Consider the following 15,572-nt stretch of genomic DNA (forward strand, 5'->3'; position numbering starts at 1 on the left):
TTTCCAAATCACTAATTTGACTATATTTGGGAATACGAATTTATTTACAAATCAATTATGGCCATTGCAAGACCCATTTTTAGAATTTTTGATTATGATAAAGCCAAAGCATTTTACATCGATTGGCTAGGTTTTAAAATCGACTGAAAAAACAAACCGGACAACTCCCCTATTTATCTACAAATATCTTTGGATGATATTGTTATTCATTTAACAGAACATCACGGTGATTGCAGTCCCCGGTGCTCGAATACATATTGAGGACTTCAACAATCTTGCAGCCTATCACAAAAAAATCCTGGCTAAAAACTACAAATTCAACAGACCCAGTTTAGACAAAGCTTCTTGGAATCCCAATGCTATTTGTATGCAAGCAATTGATCCTTTTGGGAATAGATTGACTTTTACGGAGGAAATTTAAAACAGAATATTCAATTCTCTTTTTAAGGCTTTCCGTAAATGCGCGATGGTTATTTTTTTACGAATAGTTTGATTATATTTAAAAATAAAGACCGAATAACTGACAATTATAATATTTTTTATACCGTATGAATTAGGCGCAAATCGTCACTTGGAACGCATAAATTCACATATGATAGATACGAAATTTAAACAATTAAGAAAATTGGTAAGATTGGAATCGAAGTCTGTTACAAATCATATTTCCAAAAATCATATAAATCGTAATACTAAAGAAAGTGAAAAATCTGAAGTTTGCATGTTTTGTAATTGTTCGTATAATTTAACAAAAGAGCACGTGCTTCCAAAATGGGCTTTTGCAAATTGTCCCAAAAAGTTTTTCAATACAGACATTTATTCCTGTTCCGCCAGAAATAAAATCGTACGTGTGACTCCCTAAAACAACATTTTGGTTCTTCGCCAAAACTAGTGGAAAACTAAATTAGGTCGTTTAGAAATGGAAATTAAACTTTAAATAAGCACTTGTTTTTAAAGGATATTTTGCGATAATTACGAAATCTATTCATTGGCAAATAAATGTTTTTTTTGAATTCCACTAATTTAGGCGAAGAGCCAACATTTTTTTATGTTTTTACATAATATTTTCTTAAATTGGCACTATAAATTACAAACCTTTACCATTTTATAAAGGAAAATGTAGCGTGATAAATAATTATTAGTTAATATTATAAAAGTTATTTAAACAGAAACAATCCCTATTTCCTGAATCCCGATAGTTAGCGGGAGAAAACAAACAAATACCACAACGGCAATATGCCAAAATATTTAGTTCAAAATAACCATATTGGTTGTAATTAAAAAATGATTACAATCAACGTGTTAAAATAATATTGAAACTAATCTAAATTTACAAAAAAACGAAACAAACGAATAGAGTTTAAAGGAATTCCCTTTAAATATTAAAAAAATAGACAAAAACAATTCGAAGCCCTACGATTTTATATTTACACAAGACGCTTAAATAAAGAATAACATATAAAGCATAAATAATATAAGCCACATAATCCATACATCACAAAACACAATTTACATTCTCTTTAATAAAAACGGAAGCAATATGAATAAACAGTATAGTTTAATATCAAAAATTCTGGCAATAGCCTTATCCTTCTTAGGGATTATAGTATTCATAGGATGGCTATTGGATATTCTATATTAAAGAGTGTGATGTCAGGTGTTGTTTCCATGAAAGTAAACACCGCTTTATGTTTTATACTGAGTGGATTTACTTTATGGATTTTAAATGAGGAAAAGCAAAATAGTTTAAAAAAAATGTATTCCATTCTTTTTCCTTCCGTAATGATTCTTATAGGATTGTTAACTCTAGGGGAATACCTTTTTGAAATTAATTTTGGGATAGATGAGTTCTTATTTAAAGAAGAAACTAGAGCGACAGCAACATCCGATCCAGGACGAATGTCTCCTATAACTGCCTTTTGTTTTATTTTATCAGGAATATCTTTAATGCTTCTTTACAGGAACAAAGCCTTTCAAATGTTTCAATTACTCAGTCTGGCTGTTTTTGCTCTCGCATTATTAACATTAATCGGATACGCCTACGCGGTAAATGATTTTCAGGGGGGGATGGCGAGTTTCACTAAAATGGCTATTCATACATCAGTAGCATTTGTCTTCTTGTCGGTTGGGATGCTATTTTCCAAATCCGACAAAGGCATTATGAGTATTTTTACAAACGATGGTATAGCGGGGATTACCACAAGAAAATTATTACCGGTTATCATTTTTACCCCTCTTATTTTGGGTTGGTTGAGATTGATAGGACAGCAAGCAGGATACTATGGTACAGAGCTTGGAGTGGCGCTTTTCTCATTCATTACTATTTTAATACTTATGACCGTAGTTTTTGTGATTTCCGGAACTCTTTTATCAATTGACAGGAAACGAAAAAATGCAGAAAAGCATCTAAAAGAATTCGAACATTTTTTTAATAACAGTAACGATCTATCCTGCATTGCAAATATGGAGGGCTATTTTGAAATTATTAATCCTCAATTTGTAAATGTTTTGGGTTATTCAGAAAAAGAATTGCTTGAGCATCCGTATTTTTATTTTATACATCCCGATAATCTTGATACCACAACTCAGGAAATGGGGAAAGCAAATGACGGAGGCAATATCCTAAATTTCATTAACAGGTATCGTAAAAAAGACGGCAGCTATTTATGGCTTGAATGGCATTCAACCTTTAATCCAATCACTGGAAAAGTTTATGCTATTGCACGCGATATTACGGAGCGAAAAAAAGCGGAAGAACAACTGTTCATAGCGAATAAAGAATTGGAAAGTTATATCCTGCAATTAGCGGAAAGCGAGGAAAAATTCAGAATGGTTTTAGATTCCGCTCAGATTGGAGCGTGGGATTTGAATTTGGTTATAGACACAGCGTGGCGTTCCATATTACATGACCAAATTTTCGGTTATGAAAATCTTTTACCCGAATGGGGATATGAAATTTTTATAAAACATGTTATTCCTGAAGACAGGGAATATGTGAAGCAACGGTTTGAAGAAGCTTATTCCAAAGGCAGGTTCAGTATGGAATGCCGCATTAAAAGAGCAAACGACAATACGATTCGGTGGATTTCAGCGCAAGGTCTTGCTTACAAGAACGAGAAAGGGGAATTAACCAAAATGATGGGGATAGTTATTGACATTAATGATCGTAAAAATTCAGAACATGAATTGGAAGTTATTACGGCAAAACTAAAAGAAGCACAGGCGTTGGCCAAAATGGGCAATTGGGATAGTAATTTAGTTACCAATACAGATGCATGGTCCGACGAAGCTTTTAAAATTTTGGGTCTTGACCCAAATACAACAATACCTTCACCCGACACCTATTTTTCTTGCATTCACCCAAATGATTTGGCTTTTGTAAAAGAGAAAGTAAGTGAAGTTTTCGCCACTTTAAAAGGAAACACGTATAATTACCGGATAAAAAGAAAAGACGGAACAATCATTCATGCCCTTTCTCAAAGTAATATGGATTTTGATGAAAATAATAATCCCACGCGTTTTTTCGGGATTATTCAGGATATAACGGAAATAAAAAATGCCGAAGAAAAACTAATTGAAATAAATAAAGAATTAGAGTCTTTTTCGTATTCTGTTTCTCATGACTTGCGTGCCCCGCTACGTGCCATCAACGGATACGCACAAATACTCAATGAAGATTATGGCAAAAAGTTAGATCAGGAAGGAATGCGCATCCTTGAAACAATAAGATCCAATGCCACCAAAATGGGAACGCTCATAGATGATCTGCTCGCGTTCTCTCGTCTCGGACGAAAAGAGATACAGAAAACAGAGGTAGATATGGATAAACTAATCGAAAGTGTAATCAATGAAATGAATAAATCAATAACGCACAAGGCAGAAATCAATACAGCCAATCTCCATAAAGTGAAAGCAGACTATAGATTGCTTCACCAGGTAATGTTCAACCTTGTTTCGAATGCCATTAAATACTCTTCAAAGGGAGAAAATCCTGTAGTGAGAATTTCTTCGGAAGAGAAGAACGGTGATATTGTATTTTCAGTGAACGATAACGGTGCGGGTTTCGACATGCAATATGCCGATAAATTGTTTGGTGTATTCCAACGCCTGCACTCCCATGAGGAGTTTAAAGGAACAGGAGTGGGTCTGGCGATTGTTCAACGGATTATCACCAAACACGGAGGAAAGGTATGGGCAGAAGGAATAGTAAACAAAGGAGCAACATTTCATTTTTCATTAACAAAAAACTAAAACAACATGGACAGCTTACAAATTCTTTTAGTCGAAGACAATATGAATGATGCCGAATTAACCATTCGAGCACTGAAAAAAAATAATCTGGCAAACAAATTAATTCATCTTAAAGACGGAGCGAAAGCACTGGATTTTATCTTTGCACAAGGCGAGTATTCACATCGAGAGATGGATAACATCCCAAATGTAATTGTATTGGATTTGAAAATGCCGAAAGTAAACGGCATTGAAGTATTGCGGAGAATAAAATCGGACGAGCGCACAAAAAGAATCCCCATTGTGGTACTCACCTCTTCCAAAGAAGATCCGGATATTCAGGAATGCTACAGCTTGGGCGTAAACAGCTACGTGGTGAAGCCTGTAGAGTTCGACCATTTCGTTAAAGCGGTAAGCGATTTGGGACTGTACTGGATGATATTAAACCAACCGCCACAATAAAAATCACCATGGAAAAGATATTAAAAATATTAATACTGGAAGACAATAAAAGCGATGCAGGGTTAATACTGCGTGAACTGAACAAATCCCGATTGATTTTCACTTCGGAAATTGTTGAAACACGTGAAGCTTTTGAAAACGCTCTTGATACCATTAAACCTGATATCATATTATCCGATTATTATCTTCCTTCGTTTGATGGAGCTGTAGCTCATCACATTAAGGAAAAAAAATATCCCGAAATTCCATTTATTATTGTTTCAGGAACTATTGGAGAAGAAAATGCGGTAGAACTCATTAAAAATGGCGTTACTGATTATACAATAAAGGACAGATTATTTACGCTACCCCAAAAAATAATCCGCGCACTGAAAGAGGCGGAAGAAAAGAAAGAAAATAGAGAAGCCAATGAACGCTTCAGCCTCGCCACCCGTGCCTCCAATGATATCATTTACGAATGGAAGATAAACGATGATGCCGTTTGGTGGAATGACGCCTATTACAATTTAATGGGAATTAAAAAAGGAAAAGAATGGTTAGACCATACAAGTTGGTCAAATTCCATTCATCCTGATGACCATGACAGCGTTATGAACAGCCTTGCCGATTTTTTTGAAAGCAAAGAAATTTTTTGGTCCAACGAATATCGTTTTTTGGATAATAAAGGAAAGGTTTATTGTTTTGTTGACAAGGGTTATTTACTCCGAGACCAAAACGGAGAACCCTTTAGAATGATAGGAGCAGTAGCTGATATTACCAACCTAAAAAATTACATAACCCAGCTCAAAGAAATGCTTTTTATGACTTCCCATAGAGTAAGATTACCCATAGCAAATATTTTAGGTCTATCAAATGCACTTGATGAGTCAATAAATGATCCAGCGGAATTAAAAGAAATAGTCGATTATATAAAACTTTCTGCAATTAATCTGGAAGAATCTACTCATGAGCTGAATCATTTTATTCAAAACTCAAAAGATAAAGCAGAAAATAAAATCCAAACATAACAAGGATTCGCAAAGGGAGACAGAAGTTAGTGTATACTTCAATAGTACAATAAATATACTTAATCTTAGCATGACAAATAAGCAAATATAAATCAACATTTTTCTTTAGCTCGCGGGAAAACTTCTTCACATCCAAGATATATGCTAGCCAAAAATTATAAAACAAAAAGCCCCAACCGGGCTTTTCATATTTTTAGTCTTCTTCTTCATCCGTACTATGGGATTTTGAATACCCTCTCCACTTTTCAATACAATCTTGAAAATCTTGTGGGAGTTCCGTATCAAAACGCATCATCTCCCTGCTCAGCAAAGGTGTGCTGTGAATGAATAACGACTGCTCCGCAAAGTGTTCCTTGTATACGCTGCGCAAATGTCTCTGACTTTGCGCCCACAACAATAAGCAACAAACAGTAATCACTTCAAAAACCAAACTTAAACCCACAAAAAAGCCCCAATCCGGGGCTTTTCATATTTTTAGTCTTCTTCTTCATCCGTACTATGGGATTTTGAATACCCTCTCCACTTTTCAATACAATCTTGAAAATCTTGTGGGAGTTCTGTATCAAAACGCATCATCTCGCCAGTGGTAGGATGTACAAAGCCCAAAGTCTTGGCGTGTAAAGCCTGTCTTGGCAATGCTTTGAAACAGTTGTCTATAAATTGCTTGTATTTGGTAAACGTAGTTCCTTTTAGAATCAAATGACCACCATAACGCTCGTCATTAAATAAAGGATGTCCTATGTGTTTTAAATGCGCTCTAATCTGGTGCGTTCTTCCTGTTTCCAGTTGGCACGAAATCAACGTCACGTAACCAAAACGCTCCAAAACTTTATAATGCGTCACGGCAGGTTTCCCAATTTCCGGATCAGCAAAAACCGCCATTTGCATACGATCTTTCAGGTGACGCGCTAAGTTTCCTTCAATCGTTCCTTTCTCTTCGACCACATTTCCCCAAACCAAAGCAATATATTCTCTTTCGGAAGTTTTAGCTTCAAATTGCTTAGCAAGATGCGTCATTGCGGCTTCGGTTTTAGCAATAACCAATAAACCCGAAGTATCTTTATCAATTCTATGAACTAATCCGGGACGTTCGCTGCTGTTCATAGGCAAATTATCAAAATGATACGCCAAAGCATGCACCAAAGTCCCCGTATAATTCCCGTGACCGGGATGCACCACCATTCCTGGCAATTTGTTTATCAATAACAACGCATCATCTTCATAAACAATATCAAGCGGAATATTCTCCGGATTAATATGGTTTTCATAAGGCGGATGCGTAAGCATAACGCGAACTACATCATTGGCTTTCACTTTGTAATTCGACTTCACAGTGGCGTCATTTACAAAAATATTCCCTTCAGTTGCAGCGGTTTGTATTTTATTCCGAGTTGCATTTTGAATCAAACCCATCAAATATTTATCAATTCGCAAAGGCGCTTGCCCTTTAGGAACTTCAAATCTGAAATGTTCAAATAACTCCTCTTCTAAATCTATTGTATCAATATTATTGTTCATCAACTGGTATTTCTTCTATTGGTGTTACCAGACTATCTGTAGCACTTTCCTCTTCTTCATAACTCATTTTTCCGTCTCCTAAAACCAAATCAATTTTGGATGATTTCAAGACTCTGTCCCCTACTTTCAGGTTTCTTCCTTTGAAACGCATTTCCAGAACCATGTCTTTTCCAAGATTTGGAACATAGGTAACAGTTCCTTCTTCAAGCCCTAAAGCTTTCAATGTAGGCACCGCTTCACGATACGTTTTTTCAATCAAATCAGGAATTCGCACAGACGAAAATCCCGAAGCATTTATTTTTATATATACTTTTCTACCCACTTTTACTTTTGTTCCCGGCGATGGATCTTGCTCCACCACACTAAATTGAGGGAAATCACTTCTAAAATCCACACTATCCAAAAGCACGTAATCTAAATCCAACTCATCCAGCTTTTCCTCCACTTGCTCTTCAGTCAATTTACTCAAATTCGGAACAGCAATTTCATGACCATGATCCGTTGTAAAAGTCAACCAATGCATAAACAAATAACCCAAAGCGGCAATAATGGCAAGAGCAATCAATACTTGTACGAAAAAGACACGGCTGGTAAGATACTTACGTAAACTCATAAATTTATTTTTATATGTGGCAAAGATAAAGCTATTTCGTTTCAAAAAAAATGATAATTTTGTTTAAGTAAAAAATGGCTTTTTCAATTTGGAGCTATTTCCTGCTATTCGTTTGTATCTTTTCTTTTTTTAAAGAAAAAAAAGAAAAGGATACCACTTCTATCAGGGCTAGGGCATCCGTTTTCAAAAGAAAACTTTCCCATTACAACACCTGAAAAACCACCCCGCCCGTTGGGCACCCCTCCAAAAGAGGGGAATACGTATGCCTTCCCCTCCTTTGGAGGGGTGCCTGAAAGGCGGGGGTAGTTTTTCTATAATAGAATATGACAGTAATCAAACAAACAAAAAATGAAAAACATTGCCATCATCATGGGCGGATATTCCAGCGAGTATAAAATCTCATTGATCAGCGGAAACGTCGTATATCAATTTCTTGACAAAACTAAATACAACGGATTCCGGATCCATATTTTCAAAGAAAAATGGGTTTATGTTGATGCTAATGATGCCGAATTCCCTATTGATAAAAATGATTTTTCAGTAACGGTAAACGCAAACAAAATCACTTTCGATTGTGTTTTTAATGCCATACACGGAACTCCGGGCGAAGACGGATTGATGCAGGCGTATTTTGAATTGTTGAACATTCCACAAACATCTTGCGATTATTATCAAGCAGCTTTAACGTTCAACAAACGTGATTTATTGTCAGTTTTAAAACCATACGGAATAAAAACTGCCACTTCTTATTACTTAAACAAAGGCGACATCGTAAATACCGACGGAATTGTAAAAAAAGTAGGTTTGCCTTGTTTTGTAAAGCCCAATAAAGCAGGTTCCAGCTTTGGAATTTCCAAAGTTAAAACCATCGCTGAATTGCCAATCGCCATAGAAGTTGCTTACAAAGAAGACAACGAAATCATCATAGAAAGTTTCCTTGACGGAACTGAAGTTTCCGTTGGAGTCATCAATTACAAAGGAACAATAACCGTTTTACCTATAACCGAAATCGTTTCTGATAATGATTTCTTCGATTACGAAGCCAAATATTTGGGTAAATCACAAGAAATCACCCCAGCAAGAATCTCAGATGAAATGACGCAAAAAGTAAGCGAAATAGCCAAACGCGCTTACGAAGTCCTCAAAATGAAAGGTTTCTCCAGAAGCGAATTTATATTGGTAAATGGAGAACCACACATGTTGGAAATGAACACCATTCCAGGATTGACAACAGAAAGTTTGATTCCGCAACAAGCCAAAGCCGCCGGAATTTCATTGGAAGATTTGTTTACCAATGCGATAGAATTGGCGTTGCCTGAATAACTTATTATTTCGTTAACTTTGTATAAAACTAAAGCATTATGATTGATTACAAACAATATATCGCAATAAATTCCGAAGTTCGTTTTGGTAAACCAACAATAATTGGCACCCGAATTACGGTTTTTGATGTTTTGAATTGGCTAGCAAACGGAATGACAACAAATGAAATCATTGAAGACTTTCCGGAACTTAACGAAAATCAAATCAAAGCTTGCCTAGCCTATGCTGCAGATAGAGAACATAAAATTCAAATTGCATCGTGAGGTTGTTGTTTGACCAAAACATTTCTTTTAGAATTATCTCTAAAATTGAAGCAAATTTCCCTGAAGCAAAACAAGTCAGACAACTTGGAATTGAAAATTATTCAGATGTTGAAATGTTGAAATATGGAAATATGCCAAAGAAAACAAATTTACTATTATAACTTTTGATGCCGATTTTTTTGACTTATCAAATTTCAAAGGACATCCACCAAAAATAATTTGGTTGCGTTTTGGTAATACAAAAACTGATTTTCTGGCAGATATTATAAACTCTAGAAATGCAATCATTAAAGATTTTATTAGTTCCGCTGCTTATTCCGAAATTGCTTGTTTAGAAATTAAATAATTTAGTGTGAATTTAATTGACACTATTTCAGCATAAAATTGATATTTCGACGAAGAGGAAGAAAAAACAACACAATGAAATTCCTCCTTCCTCGGAATGACAAAATAGAAAAAAATAAATGAGAAAAGCCATATTCCCGGGATCATTCGATCCCATTACTTTAGGACATGAAGACATCATCAAAAGAAGCATTTCGTTATTTGATGAAATCGTAATTGCCATTGGTGTCAATGCCGAAAAAAAATACATGTTTTCACTGGAAGAAAGAAAACAGTTTATCGAAGAAACGTTCAAAAACGAACCTAAAGTTTCGGTGATAACCTATGAAGGTTTAACAATTGATTTGTGTCATAAAATAAAAGCTGATTTCATACTTCGTGGTTTACGCAATCCTGCAGATTTCGAATTCGAAAAAGCCATTGCCCACACGAACAGACGCTTATCTAAAATAGAAACCGTGTTTTTATTGACTGCCGCAAGAACTTCTTACATCAGTTCCAGTATTGTAAGAGATGTAATTCGTAACGGCGGACAATACGAAATGCTGGTTCCCGATGCGGTAAGAGTGAAATAGGGATCAGTAAAATCAATCTCGTTTACCTAGAGATTTTGTCAAGTCGAGCGCAGTCGAGACATATCATTTAGTCTCGACTGCGCTCGACTTGACAAATAAACAGTAAAAATATAAATTTGTAAAAAGCGCTATTTAGCCGTATTTTCGCCAAAAATAAAAGCCATTAGATATGAGTATAGAAAGAGAATTAAATAAACGCAGCGGATCTAAATGTGAACTTTGTGGTGCAACTGAAAACCTAAAAGTATATCAAGTGTTACCTACCAAAAAAGGTGGAATTGATGAAAGTATTTTAGCTTGTAGCACCTGTATCTATCAAATTGAAAACCCGGATACTGTAGATTTAAACCATTGGAGATGTTTAAATGACAGCATGTGGAGTGAGCATATTCCAGTACAAGTTGTAGCATGGAGAATGTTAAGCCGTTTGCGTGCAGCAGGTTGGCCTCAAGAATTATTGGATCAAATGTATTTAGACGAAGATACTTTGGCTTGGGCACAGGCAACTGGCGAAGGTGAAGACGATGAAAACAAAGTGATTCACCGTGATAGCAACGGAGTAATTTTGGAACACGGTGATTCAGTAGTTTTAATCAAAGATTTGAAAGTAAAAGGATCAAGCATGGTGGCCAAACAAGGAACCGCGGTGCGTAACATCAGACTAGACCACGAAAATGCCGAATACATTGAAGGTAAAGTTGATGGTCAGCAGATTGTAATTATTACACAATACGTGAAAAAGATATAGTCATCAGTGGTCAGTTTTTAGTGGTCAGTGCCTGAAGTTGATAAAAAGTATTCAGTGGTCAGAGAAAAGAGTGATCAGTGACTTCATTATAGCAAAAAATCGTTAACAGTAAATCATATACTGTTAACGATTTTTTATTGTTAGAATATTTTTTACTGCTCACTAAAAAACGGAACACTGATTACTTACTTTTTTAACTGAACACTAAAAACTGACCACTGAATACTAATTACTCTTCTTCTTTCTTAATCACTTTTCGAGCCACTTCAATTTTAAACTTCTTGCCTTTCATTTTTTCATCTTTAATGGCGTGCAGTAAATCTTTTACTTTATTGAATTTCACTGCGGCAAAAGAGATAAAATCTTTTACTTCGATTAATCCCAAATCGCCTTTTTCCAGTTTTCCTTTTTGAGAAAAGAAACCTACGATATCAATTTTATTCAGTTTATTTTTCTTTCCGCCACTGATGTAAATGGTTTGAAATTCTGGTGGTTTTGGTAATGAAGTGGAGTTTTCCACCTTCAAAGCTTCCATACCATAATCGATGTAATCCATTTTTTTCTCACTTTCATGAGCAATAATATACGCCGTTCCAGAAGCTAGCATACGTGCAGTTCTACCATTTCTATGCGTGAATTCATCTTCTTTGGATGGCAAATGATAATGAATCACGTGATTCATTTCGGGAATATCAAGACCACGAGCTGCCAAATCAGTTGTGATTAAATAACTAACACTTCCGTTTCTAAACTGGATTAGCGCCCGTTCTCTCTCGTCCTGATCCATTCCACCATGATAATACGTGGCATAGATTCCTTTTTCGTTTAAAGTGTCACTAATGCGTTCCGCAGCATCACGATGGTTGCAAAAAACAATTGCCGACTGTGATTTCAACGAACAAATCAGGTTGAATAAACTTCCTATTTTGTCTTTGGCTGGAGAAACGACCATTTTCATGGAAAGATTCGTTTCTTCTTCGTTTTCTGGAATAAAATCCAAAATTGTTGGATTCACCACACGTGTATATCTTGGAATCTCAATATCGGAAGTTGCCGAAACCAAAACACGTTTGTTCAGTTTTGTTAGTTTTCCAATGATAAATGACATTTGCTCATGGAAACCCAATTGCAATGATTTATCAAATTCATCCAGAATCAACGTTTGGATTTTATCCACACGAAAAGTTCCTCTGTCAATATGATCTGCAATTCTTCCCGGCGTTCCTATTAAAACCGCTGGAGGATTGCTTAAATTCTTAATTTCTGTATCAATGGAATGTCCGCCGTAGCACACATTTACTTTATAATCGGTTCCCATTTTTTTCCAAACTTGTTCAATTTGCAAACCTAATTCACGAGATGGAACCAGAATTAAACATTGAACCGATTGAATTTCAGTCTGTAACATTTCTAAAACAGGCAACAAAAAAGCCAGTGTTTTTCCTGAACCTGTTGGCGAAAGCAATAAAACATTATTGTCATTTAAGATAGCATCTTGCGCTACTACCTGCATTTCGTTTAGGCTTTCGATACCTAAATTCAAAAGTATATTGTTGGAATGGTGTTTCTTATTCATTTTGCAAAAGTACTTAAAAAAAGTGGTCAGTATTCAGTTTTTAGTATTCAGTCGCAGTTTTCAGTCTCAGTGGTCAGTAATCAGTTTGGCAGAGGAGAATCCCAAAGTTTCAGAAGCGTTGTTTTTGGTAATCTTTGTAATCTTTGTCAAAGTTTAAAACTTTGACAAAGATGAAAAAACGAAAAACAAAAAAACATAATCTACAACACAAAGTATTCTGTAGACTATTTGCGAACTGAATACTGCAAACTGCCATCTGAACACTGCTCCCGCGTGAAGGATAAAAGCTAAGCACCATGTGCTGCGGATAGCCTGACAGCATTTGAGAAAAGGGGCAAAAGTAGCAACTGTTACTTAGCCCCTTTTCTCAAATGGTGACACGCCCAAATCAATAATGATTTATGAATGTAAATTCTTTTCTTCTTCAAATAATAACTTTATGTTCTCATAGGAATTTTTTAAAGCTTCCTTAATTTGTTCCGGATTCATCCAGGCCACTTTTTCGATTCCTTCTTCTAATTGTCCTTGAGGCGTGCCTTCAAAATCAGTTTGCATTTCGAACCAATGCGTAATTTTGAGTTTGTACTTTCCATTGCGTTTAAAAACGTGATATGTTTTTTGAAGTTTATGGGATACCGATAATAAATTTACGCCAGTTTCTTCCTCTACTTCACGCATGGCTGTGGCTTCAATTTCTTCTCCTTTTTCAATGCCGCCTTTAGGTAAATCCCATTTTCCGTTTCTAAAAATGAACAAAACCTCTCCTTTTTTATTATAAACTAAGCCGCCTCCTGCTTTGTTAACAGGAATTTTTGCTTTCAAAGTCTTCATAATCTCCTTTTCATCGGGGTGATATAAGTAGGCTTTTTGGATTTTATTTTGAAATATTTTTATTATAAGCTGCTCTATGTCAATACTTTCTAACAAGAACAATTGAAAATCGGTCTCCTTAGAGATGTGATTTGTCAAAAAAAGTGGTTTGTCGTTAACAAAAACTTTATACATTTGTATTATGATTTTTAATAAAGATACAGCCGAAAAAACAGCCGAATTGCTTTTGCAAATAAATGCAATTAAATTGAATCCAGGAAATCCTTTTACATGGGCTTCCGGATGGAAATCACCTATTTATTGTGATAACCGATTAATACTCTCATTTCCAGCCATAAGAAATTATGTCCGTGATGAATTTTCCAAAAATATTGAAAAACAATTTGGTAAACCCGATGTTATTGCCGGTGTAGCCACAGGGGCAATAGGAATTGGAATGCTCGTAGCAGAGAGTTTAGGATTACCATTTGTGTATGTGCGTCCAGAACCAAAAAAACATGGGAGATTAAACCAAGTAGAAGGTTTTTTACAAAAAGGACAAAATGTAGTCGTTGTAGAAGACTTGATCAGTACCGGAAACAGTAGCTTACTTGCAGTTGAAGCTTTGCGTGCAGCAGGGGCAAACATAAAAGGTATGGCAGCAATATTTACATATGGTTTTGATGTAGCAGGTCAGAATTTTGCAGCTGCAAATGTCGATTTGTTCACACTAAGTAATTATCAGAATCTGTTGAATTTGGCCGTTGCCAAAAAATATATTACCGAAGAAGAAGAACAAACGCTTAGAGAATGGAACGTGAGTCCATCAACTTGGTGTGTCTAAGTAAAGAAAATATAAAAATACAATACACTAAACCATGAACTTAGAAAGTCCAAAAGTTACTGTTCCAAAATCAGCTCAAGAATTGTTTGAATTATTGAGTGATGTTAAAAATTTTGAAAAATTGATGCCTGATACTATCGCTAAATTTGAAGTTATTGGTGATGATGCATTCATTTTTGGGTTGAAAGGTATGCCGGAAATAAAATTAAAAATGAAAGAAAAAGTAGCGCCAAATAAAATAGTCCTGGGTGCTGCAAGCGATAAACTTCCTTTTACTTTAATAGCAAATATTGATGCTGTTTCGGATAATTCCAGTGATGTAAAACTTGATTTCGAAGGAGACTTTAATCCTATGATGGCTATGATGATTAAAGGCCCTATCGGGAAATTTATCGAAACATTAGCTGTTAACATGGTAAAATTGTAAGAGACGATATAATCAATTAAAAAAGATGTTTAGAGTATGAATTTATTTCAACTTTAAACATCTTTTTTTTAATACAACATCTGAATTTCCTTGATGTCAAACTCAGAAATACTATCATCTTCTAAAAGGACCTGAAGTTTTCCAACAGAGGAAACACCTTGAATAATTCCCATGAAATTTTGATTATTTTGATTAGAAAAAGGCATTGGAACCGCTTTTTTGAACAGTTTATCGGTGTAATTGGACCATAAAAAATTGGATTTTTGTTCCCATAACTTTACATTATTTTCTATTTTATCCATAATCGAAAAAAGCAACTCCTCTTTGTCAAATTTTGTATTGCAAATAGCCGCCAAAGAAGATGCTTTGGGCAAATTTTCAAAATTAGTTTGATTTACATTTAGACCTAAGCCCACAATAGAAATAATACTTCCGTCACTTTTGATACTGTTTTCTATCAAAATGCCACCTATTTTTTTATTATATGACATTATGTCGTTAGGCCATTTTATGCTAAGATCAGGAATCTTGCTGGTTTCCAGAACCTCGATTACAGCAAGAGAGACTGCGATATTCAGATTGTATATCTGACAAATATCTGATAAAAATCCTTTAATCAAAACACTCATTATTAAGTTTTTACTAGCTTCAGAAGCCCAAACAGCTCCCATTTGCCCCTTACCTTTTGTTTGGCTTTCAGCAGTAACAACAGTAAAGTTTTCGAGTTCCTGTTTATTCGATAGCCCTTTTAGGAATTCATTTGTTGAATCTATGGCATCGAGTTTGATAACTTTCATATACGTTTTTTTGTGAAACAGAATTTAATATTATGTT

General features: G+C 35.2%; 18 protein-coding genes and 1 pseudogene. 13 read left to right on the plus strand and 6 right to left on the minus strand.

Going from position 1 to position 15,572, the window contains the following annotated elements; translation table 11 throughout:
- Positions 1 to 57: 57 nt before the first annotated feature.
- The 5 genes and pseudogenes from FNW38_RS17995 to FNW38_RS11950 all read left to right on the plus strand — a co-directional run bounded on the left by FNW38_RS17995 (position 58) and on the right by FNW38_RS11950 (position 5,696).
- Positions 58 to 261: pseudogene (locus tag FNW38_RS17995) on the plus strand (glyoxalase superfamily protein).
- Positions 227 to 421, plus strand: a complete 195-nt coding sequence (locus FNW38_RS17590; RefSeq protein ID WP_218043704.1) for a glyoxalase superfamily protein — start codon at positions 227 to 229, stop codon at positions 419 to 421. Before FNW38_RS17995 ends, FNW38_RS17590 begins: the two are co-directional and overlap by 35 nt.
- Before the next feature lie 1,331 nt (positions 422 to 1,752).
- Positions 1,753 to 4,248, plus strand: coding sequence for a PAS domain-containing protein (locus FNW38_RS11940; RefSeq protein WP_185963136.1), 2,496 nt, complete (start codon positions 1,753 to 1,755; stop codon positions 4,246 to 4,248).
- Positions 4,249 to 4,254: 6 nt separating this feature from the next.
- On the plus strand, positions 4,255 to 4,689 hold the full coding sequence (locus FNW38_RS11945) for a response regulator (RefSeq protein ID WP_143386668.1): 435 nt from the start codon (positions 4,255 to 4,257) through the stop codon (positions 4,687 to 4,689).
- Between the two features lie 8 nt (positions 4,690 to 4,697).
- Positions 4,698 to 5,696 carry a PAS domain-containing protein gene (locus tag FNW38_RS11950; protein ID WP_143386669.1) on the plus strand — a complete coding sequence of 333 codons (999 nt, stop codon included), beginning with the start codon at positions 4,698 to 4,700 and terminating at the stop codon, positions 5,694 to 5,696.
- Positions 5,697 to 5,889: 193 nt separating this feature from the next.
- Here FNW38_RS11950 and FNW38_RS17775 read toward each other — a convergent pair whose 3' ends face one another.
- The 3 genes from FNW38_RS17775 to FNW38_RS11965 all read right to left on the minus strand — a co-directional run bounded on the left by FNW38_RS17775 (position 5,890) and on the right by FNW38_RS11965 (position 7,827).
- Positions 5,890 to 6,066 carry a hypothetical protein gene (locus tag FNW38_RS17775; protein WP_235890177.1) on the minus strand — a complete coding sequence of 59 codons (177 nt, stop codon included), beginning with the start codon at positions 6,064 to 6,066 and terminating at the stop codon, positions 5,890 to 5,892.
- Between the two features lie 104 nt (positions 6,067 to 6,170).
- Complete coding sequence (locus FNW38_RS11960) at positions 6,171 to 7,214, minus strand: RluA family pseudouridine synthase (RefSeq protein WP_143386670.1); 1,044 nt, start codon at positions 7,212 to 7,214, stop codon at positions 6,171 to 6,173.
- On the minus strand, positions 7,204 to 7,827 hold the full coding sequence (locus FNW38_RS11965; protein WP_143386671.1) for a PASTA domain-containing protein: 624 nt from the start codon (positions 7,825 to 7,827) through the stop codon (positions 7,204 to 7,206). The genes FNW38_RS11960 and FNW38_RS11965 overlap by 11 nt, the downstream gene beginning before the upstream one ends.
- 348 nt (positions 7,828 to 8,175) lie before the next feature.
- Here FNW38_RS11965 and FNW38_RS11970 point away from each other — a divergent pair, with 348 nt between their 5' ends.
- The 6 genes from FNW38_RS11970 to FNW38_RS11990 all read left to right on the plus strand — a co-directional run bounded on the left by FNW38_RS11970 (position 8,176) and on the right by FNW38_RS11990 (position 11,081).
- On the plus strand, positions 8,176 to 9,150 hold the full coding sequence (locus tag FNW38_RS11970) for a D-alanine--D-alanine ligase (protein WP_143386672.1): 975 nt from the start codon (positions 8,176 to 8,178) through the stop codon (positions 9,148 to 9,150).
- A gap of 38 nt (positions 9,151 to 9,188) precedes the next feature.
- Complete coding sequence (locus tag FNW38_RS11975; protein WP_218043705.1) at positions 9,189 to 9,413, plus strand: DUF433 domain-containing protein; 225 nt, start codon at positions 9,189 to 9,191, stop codon at positions 9,411 to 9,413.
- Entirely contained in the window at positions 9,410 to 9,574 is a 165-nt protein-coding gene (locus tag FNW38_RS18000; RefSeq protein WP_218043844.1) for a DUF5615 family PIN-like protein, read from the plus strand. Before FNW38_RS11975 ends, FNW38_RS18000 begins: the two co-directional genes overlap by 4 nt.
- A complete protein-coding gene (locus tag FNW38_RS18005; protein ID WP_394344766.1) occupies positions 9,571 to 9,759 on the plus strand; it encodes a DUF5615 family PIN-like protein in 189 nt (62 codons plus the stop codon). The genes FNW38_RS18000 and FNW38_RS18005 overlap by 4 nt, the downstream gene beginning before the upstream one ends.
- A gap of 118 nt (positions 9,760 to 9,877) precedes the next feature.
- Positions 9,878 to 10,333 carry a pantetheine-phosphate adenylyltransferase gene (gene coaD, locus FNW38_RS11985; protein WP_143386673.1) on the plus strand — a complete coding sequence of 152 codons (456 nt, stop codon included), beginning with the start codon at positions 9,878 to 9,880 and terminating at the stop codon, positions 10,331 to 10,333.
- A gap of 169 nt (positions 10,334 to 10,502) precedes the next feature.
- Complete coding sequence (locus FNW38_RS11990) at positions 10,503 to 11,081, plus strand: PhnA domain-containing protein (RefSeq protein ID WP_143386674.1); 579 nt, start codon at positions 10,503 to 10,505, stop codon at positions 11,079 to 11,081.
- Positions 11,082 to 11,310: 229 nt separating this feature from the next.
- Here FNW38_RS11990 and FNW38_RS11995 read toward each other — a convergent pair whose 3' ends face one another.
- The gene (locus FNW38_RS11995) at positions 11,311 to 12,657 is read right to left on the minus strand and encodes a DEAD/DEAH box helicase (RefSeq protein WP_144064558.1); all 1,347 of its coding nucleotides are present in this window, start codon (positions 12,655 to 12,657) and stop codon (positions 11,311 to 11,313) included.
- A 399-nt stretch (positions 12,658 to 13,056) separates the two neighbouring features.
- The gene (locus tag FNW38_RS12000; RefSeq protein ID WP_143386676.1) at positions 13,057 to 13,662 is read right to left on the minus strand and encodes an NUDIX hydrolase; all 606 of its coding nucleotides are present in this window, start codon (positions 13,660 to 13,662) and stop codon (positions 13,057 to 13,059) included.
- 7 nt (positions 13,663 to 13,669) lie between these two features.
- Here FNW38_RS12000 and pyrE point away from each other — a divergent pair, with 7 nt between their 5' ends.
- Both pyrE and FNW38_RS12010 read left to right on the plus strand, forming a co-directional pair.
- Positions 13,670 to 14,311 carry an orotate phosphoribosyltransferase gene (gene pyrE / locus FNW38_RS12005; protein ID WP_143386677.1) on the plus strand — a complete coding sequence of 214 codons (642 nt, stop codon included), beginning with the start codon at positions 13,670 to 13,672 and terminating at the stop codon, positions 14,309 to 14,311.
- Positions 14,312 to 14,345: 34 nt separating this feature from the next.
- A complete protein-coding gene (locus tag FNW38_RS12010) occupies positions 14,346 to 14,738 on the plus strand; it encodes an SRPBCC family protein (RefSeq protein WP_143386678.1) in 393 nt (130 codons plus the stop codon).
- A 68-nt stretch (positions 14,739 to 14,806) separates the two neighbouring features.
- Here the strand turns inward: FNW38_RS12010 and FNW38_RS12015 are convergent, their stop codons facing one another.
- Positions 14,807 to 15,535, minus strand: coding sequence for a biotin--[acetyl-CoA-carboxylase] ligase (locus FNW38_RS12015; RefSeq protein WP_143386679.1), 729 nt, complete (start codon positions 15,533 to 15,535; stop codon positions 14,807 to 14,809).
- Positions 15,536 to 15,572 lie beyond the last annotated feature (37 nt).

This window comes from Flavobacterium gawalongense, assembly GCF_007097265.1.
GTDB classification, from domain to species: Bacteria; Bacteroidota; Bacteroidia; order Flavobacteriales; family Flavobacteriaceae; genus Flavobacterium; species Flavobacterium gawalongense.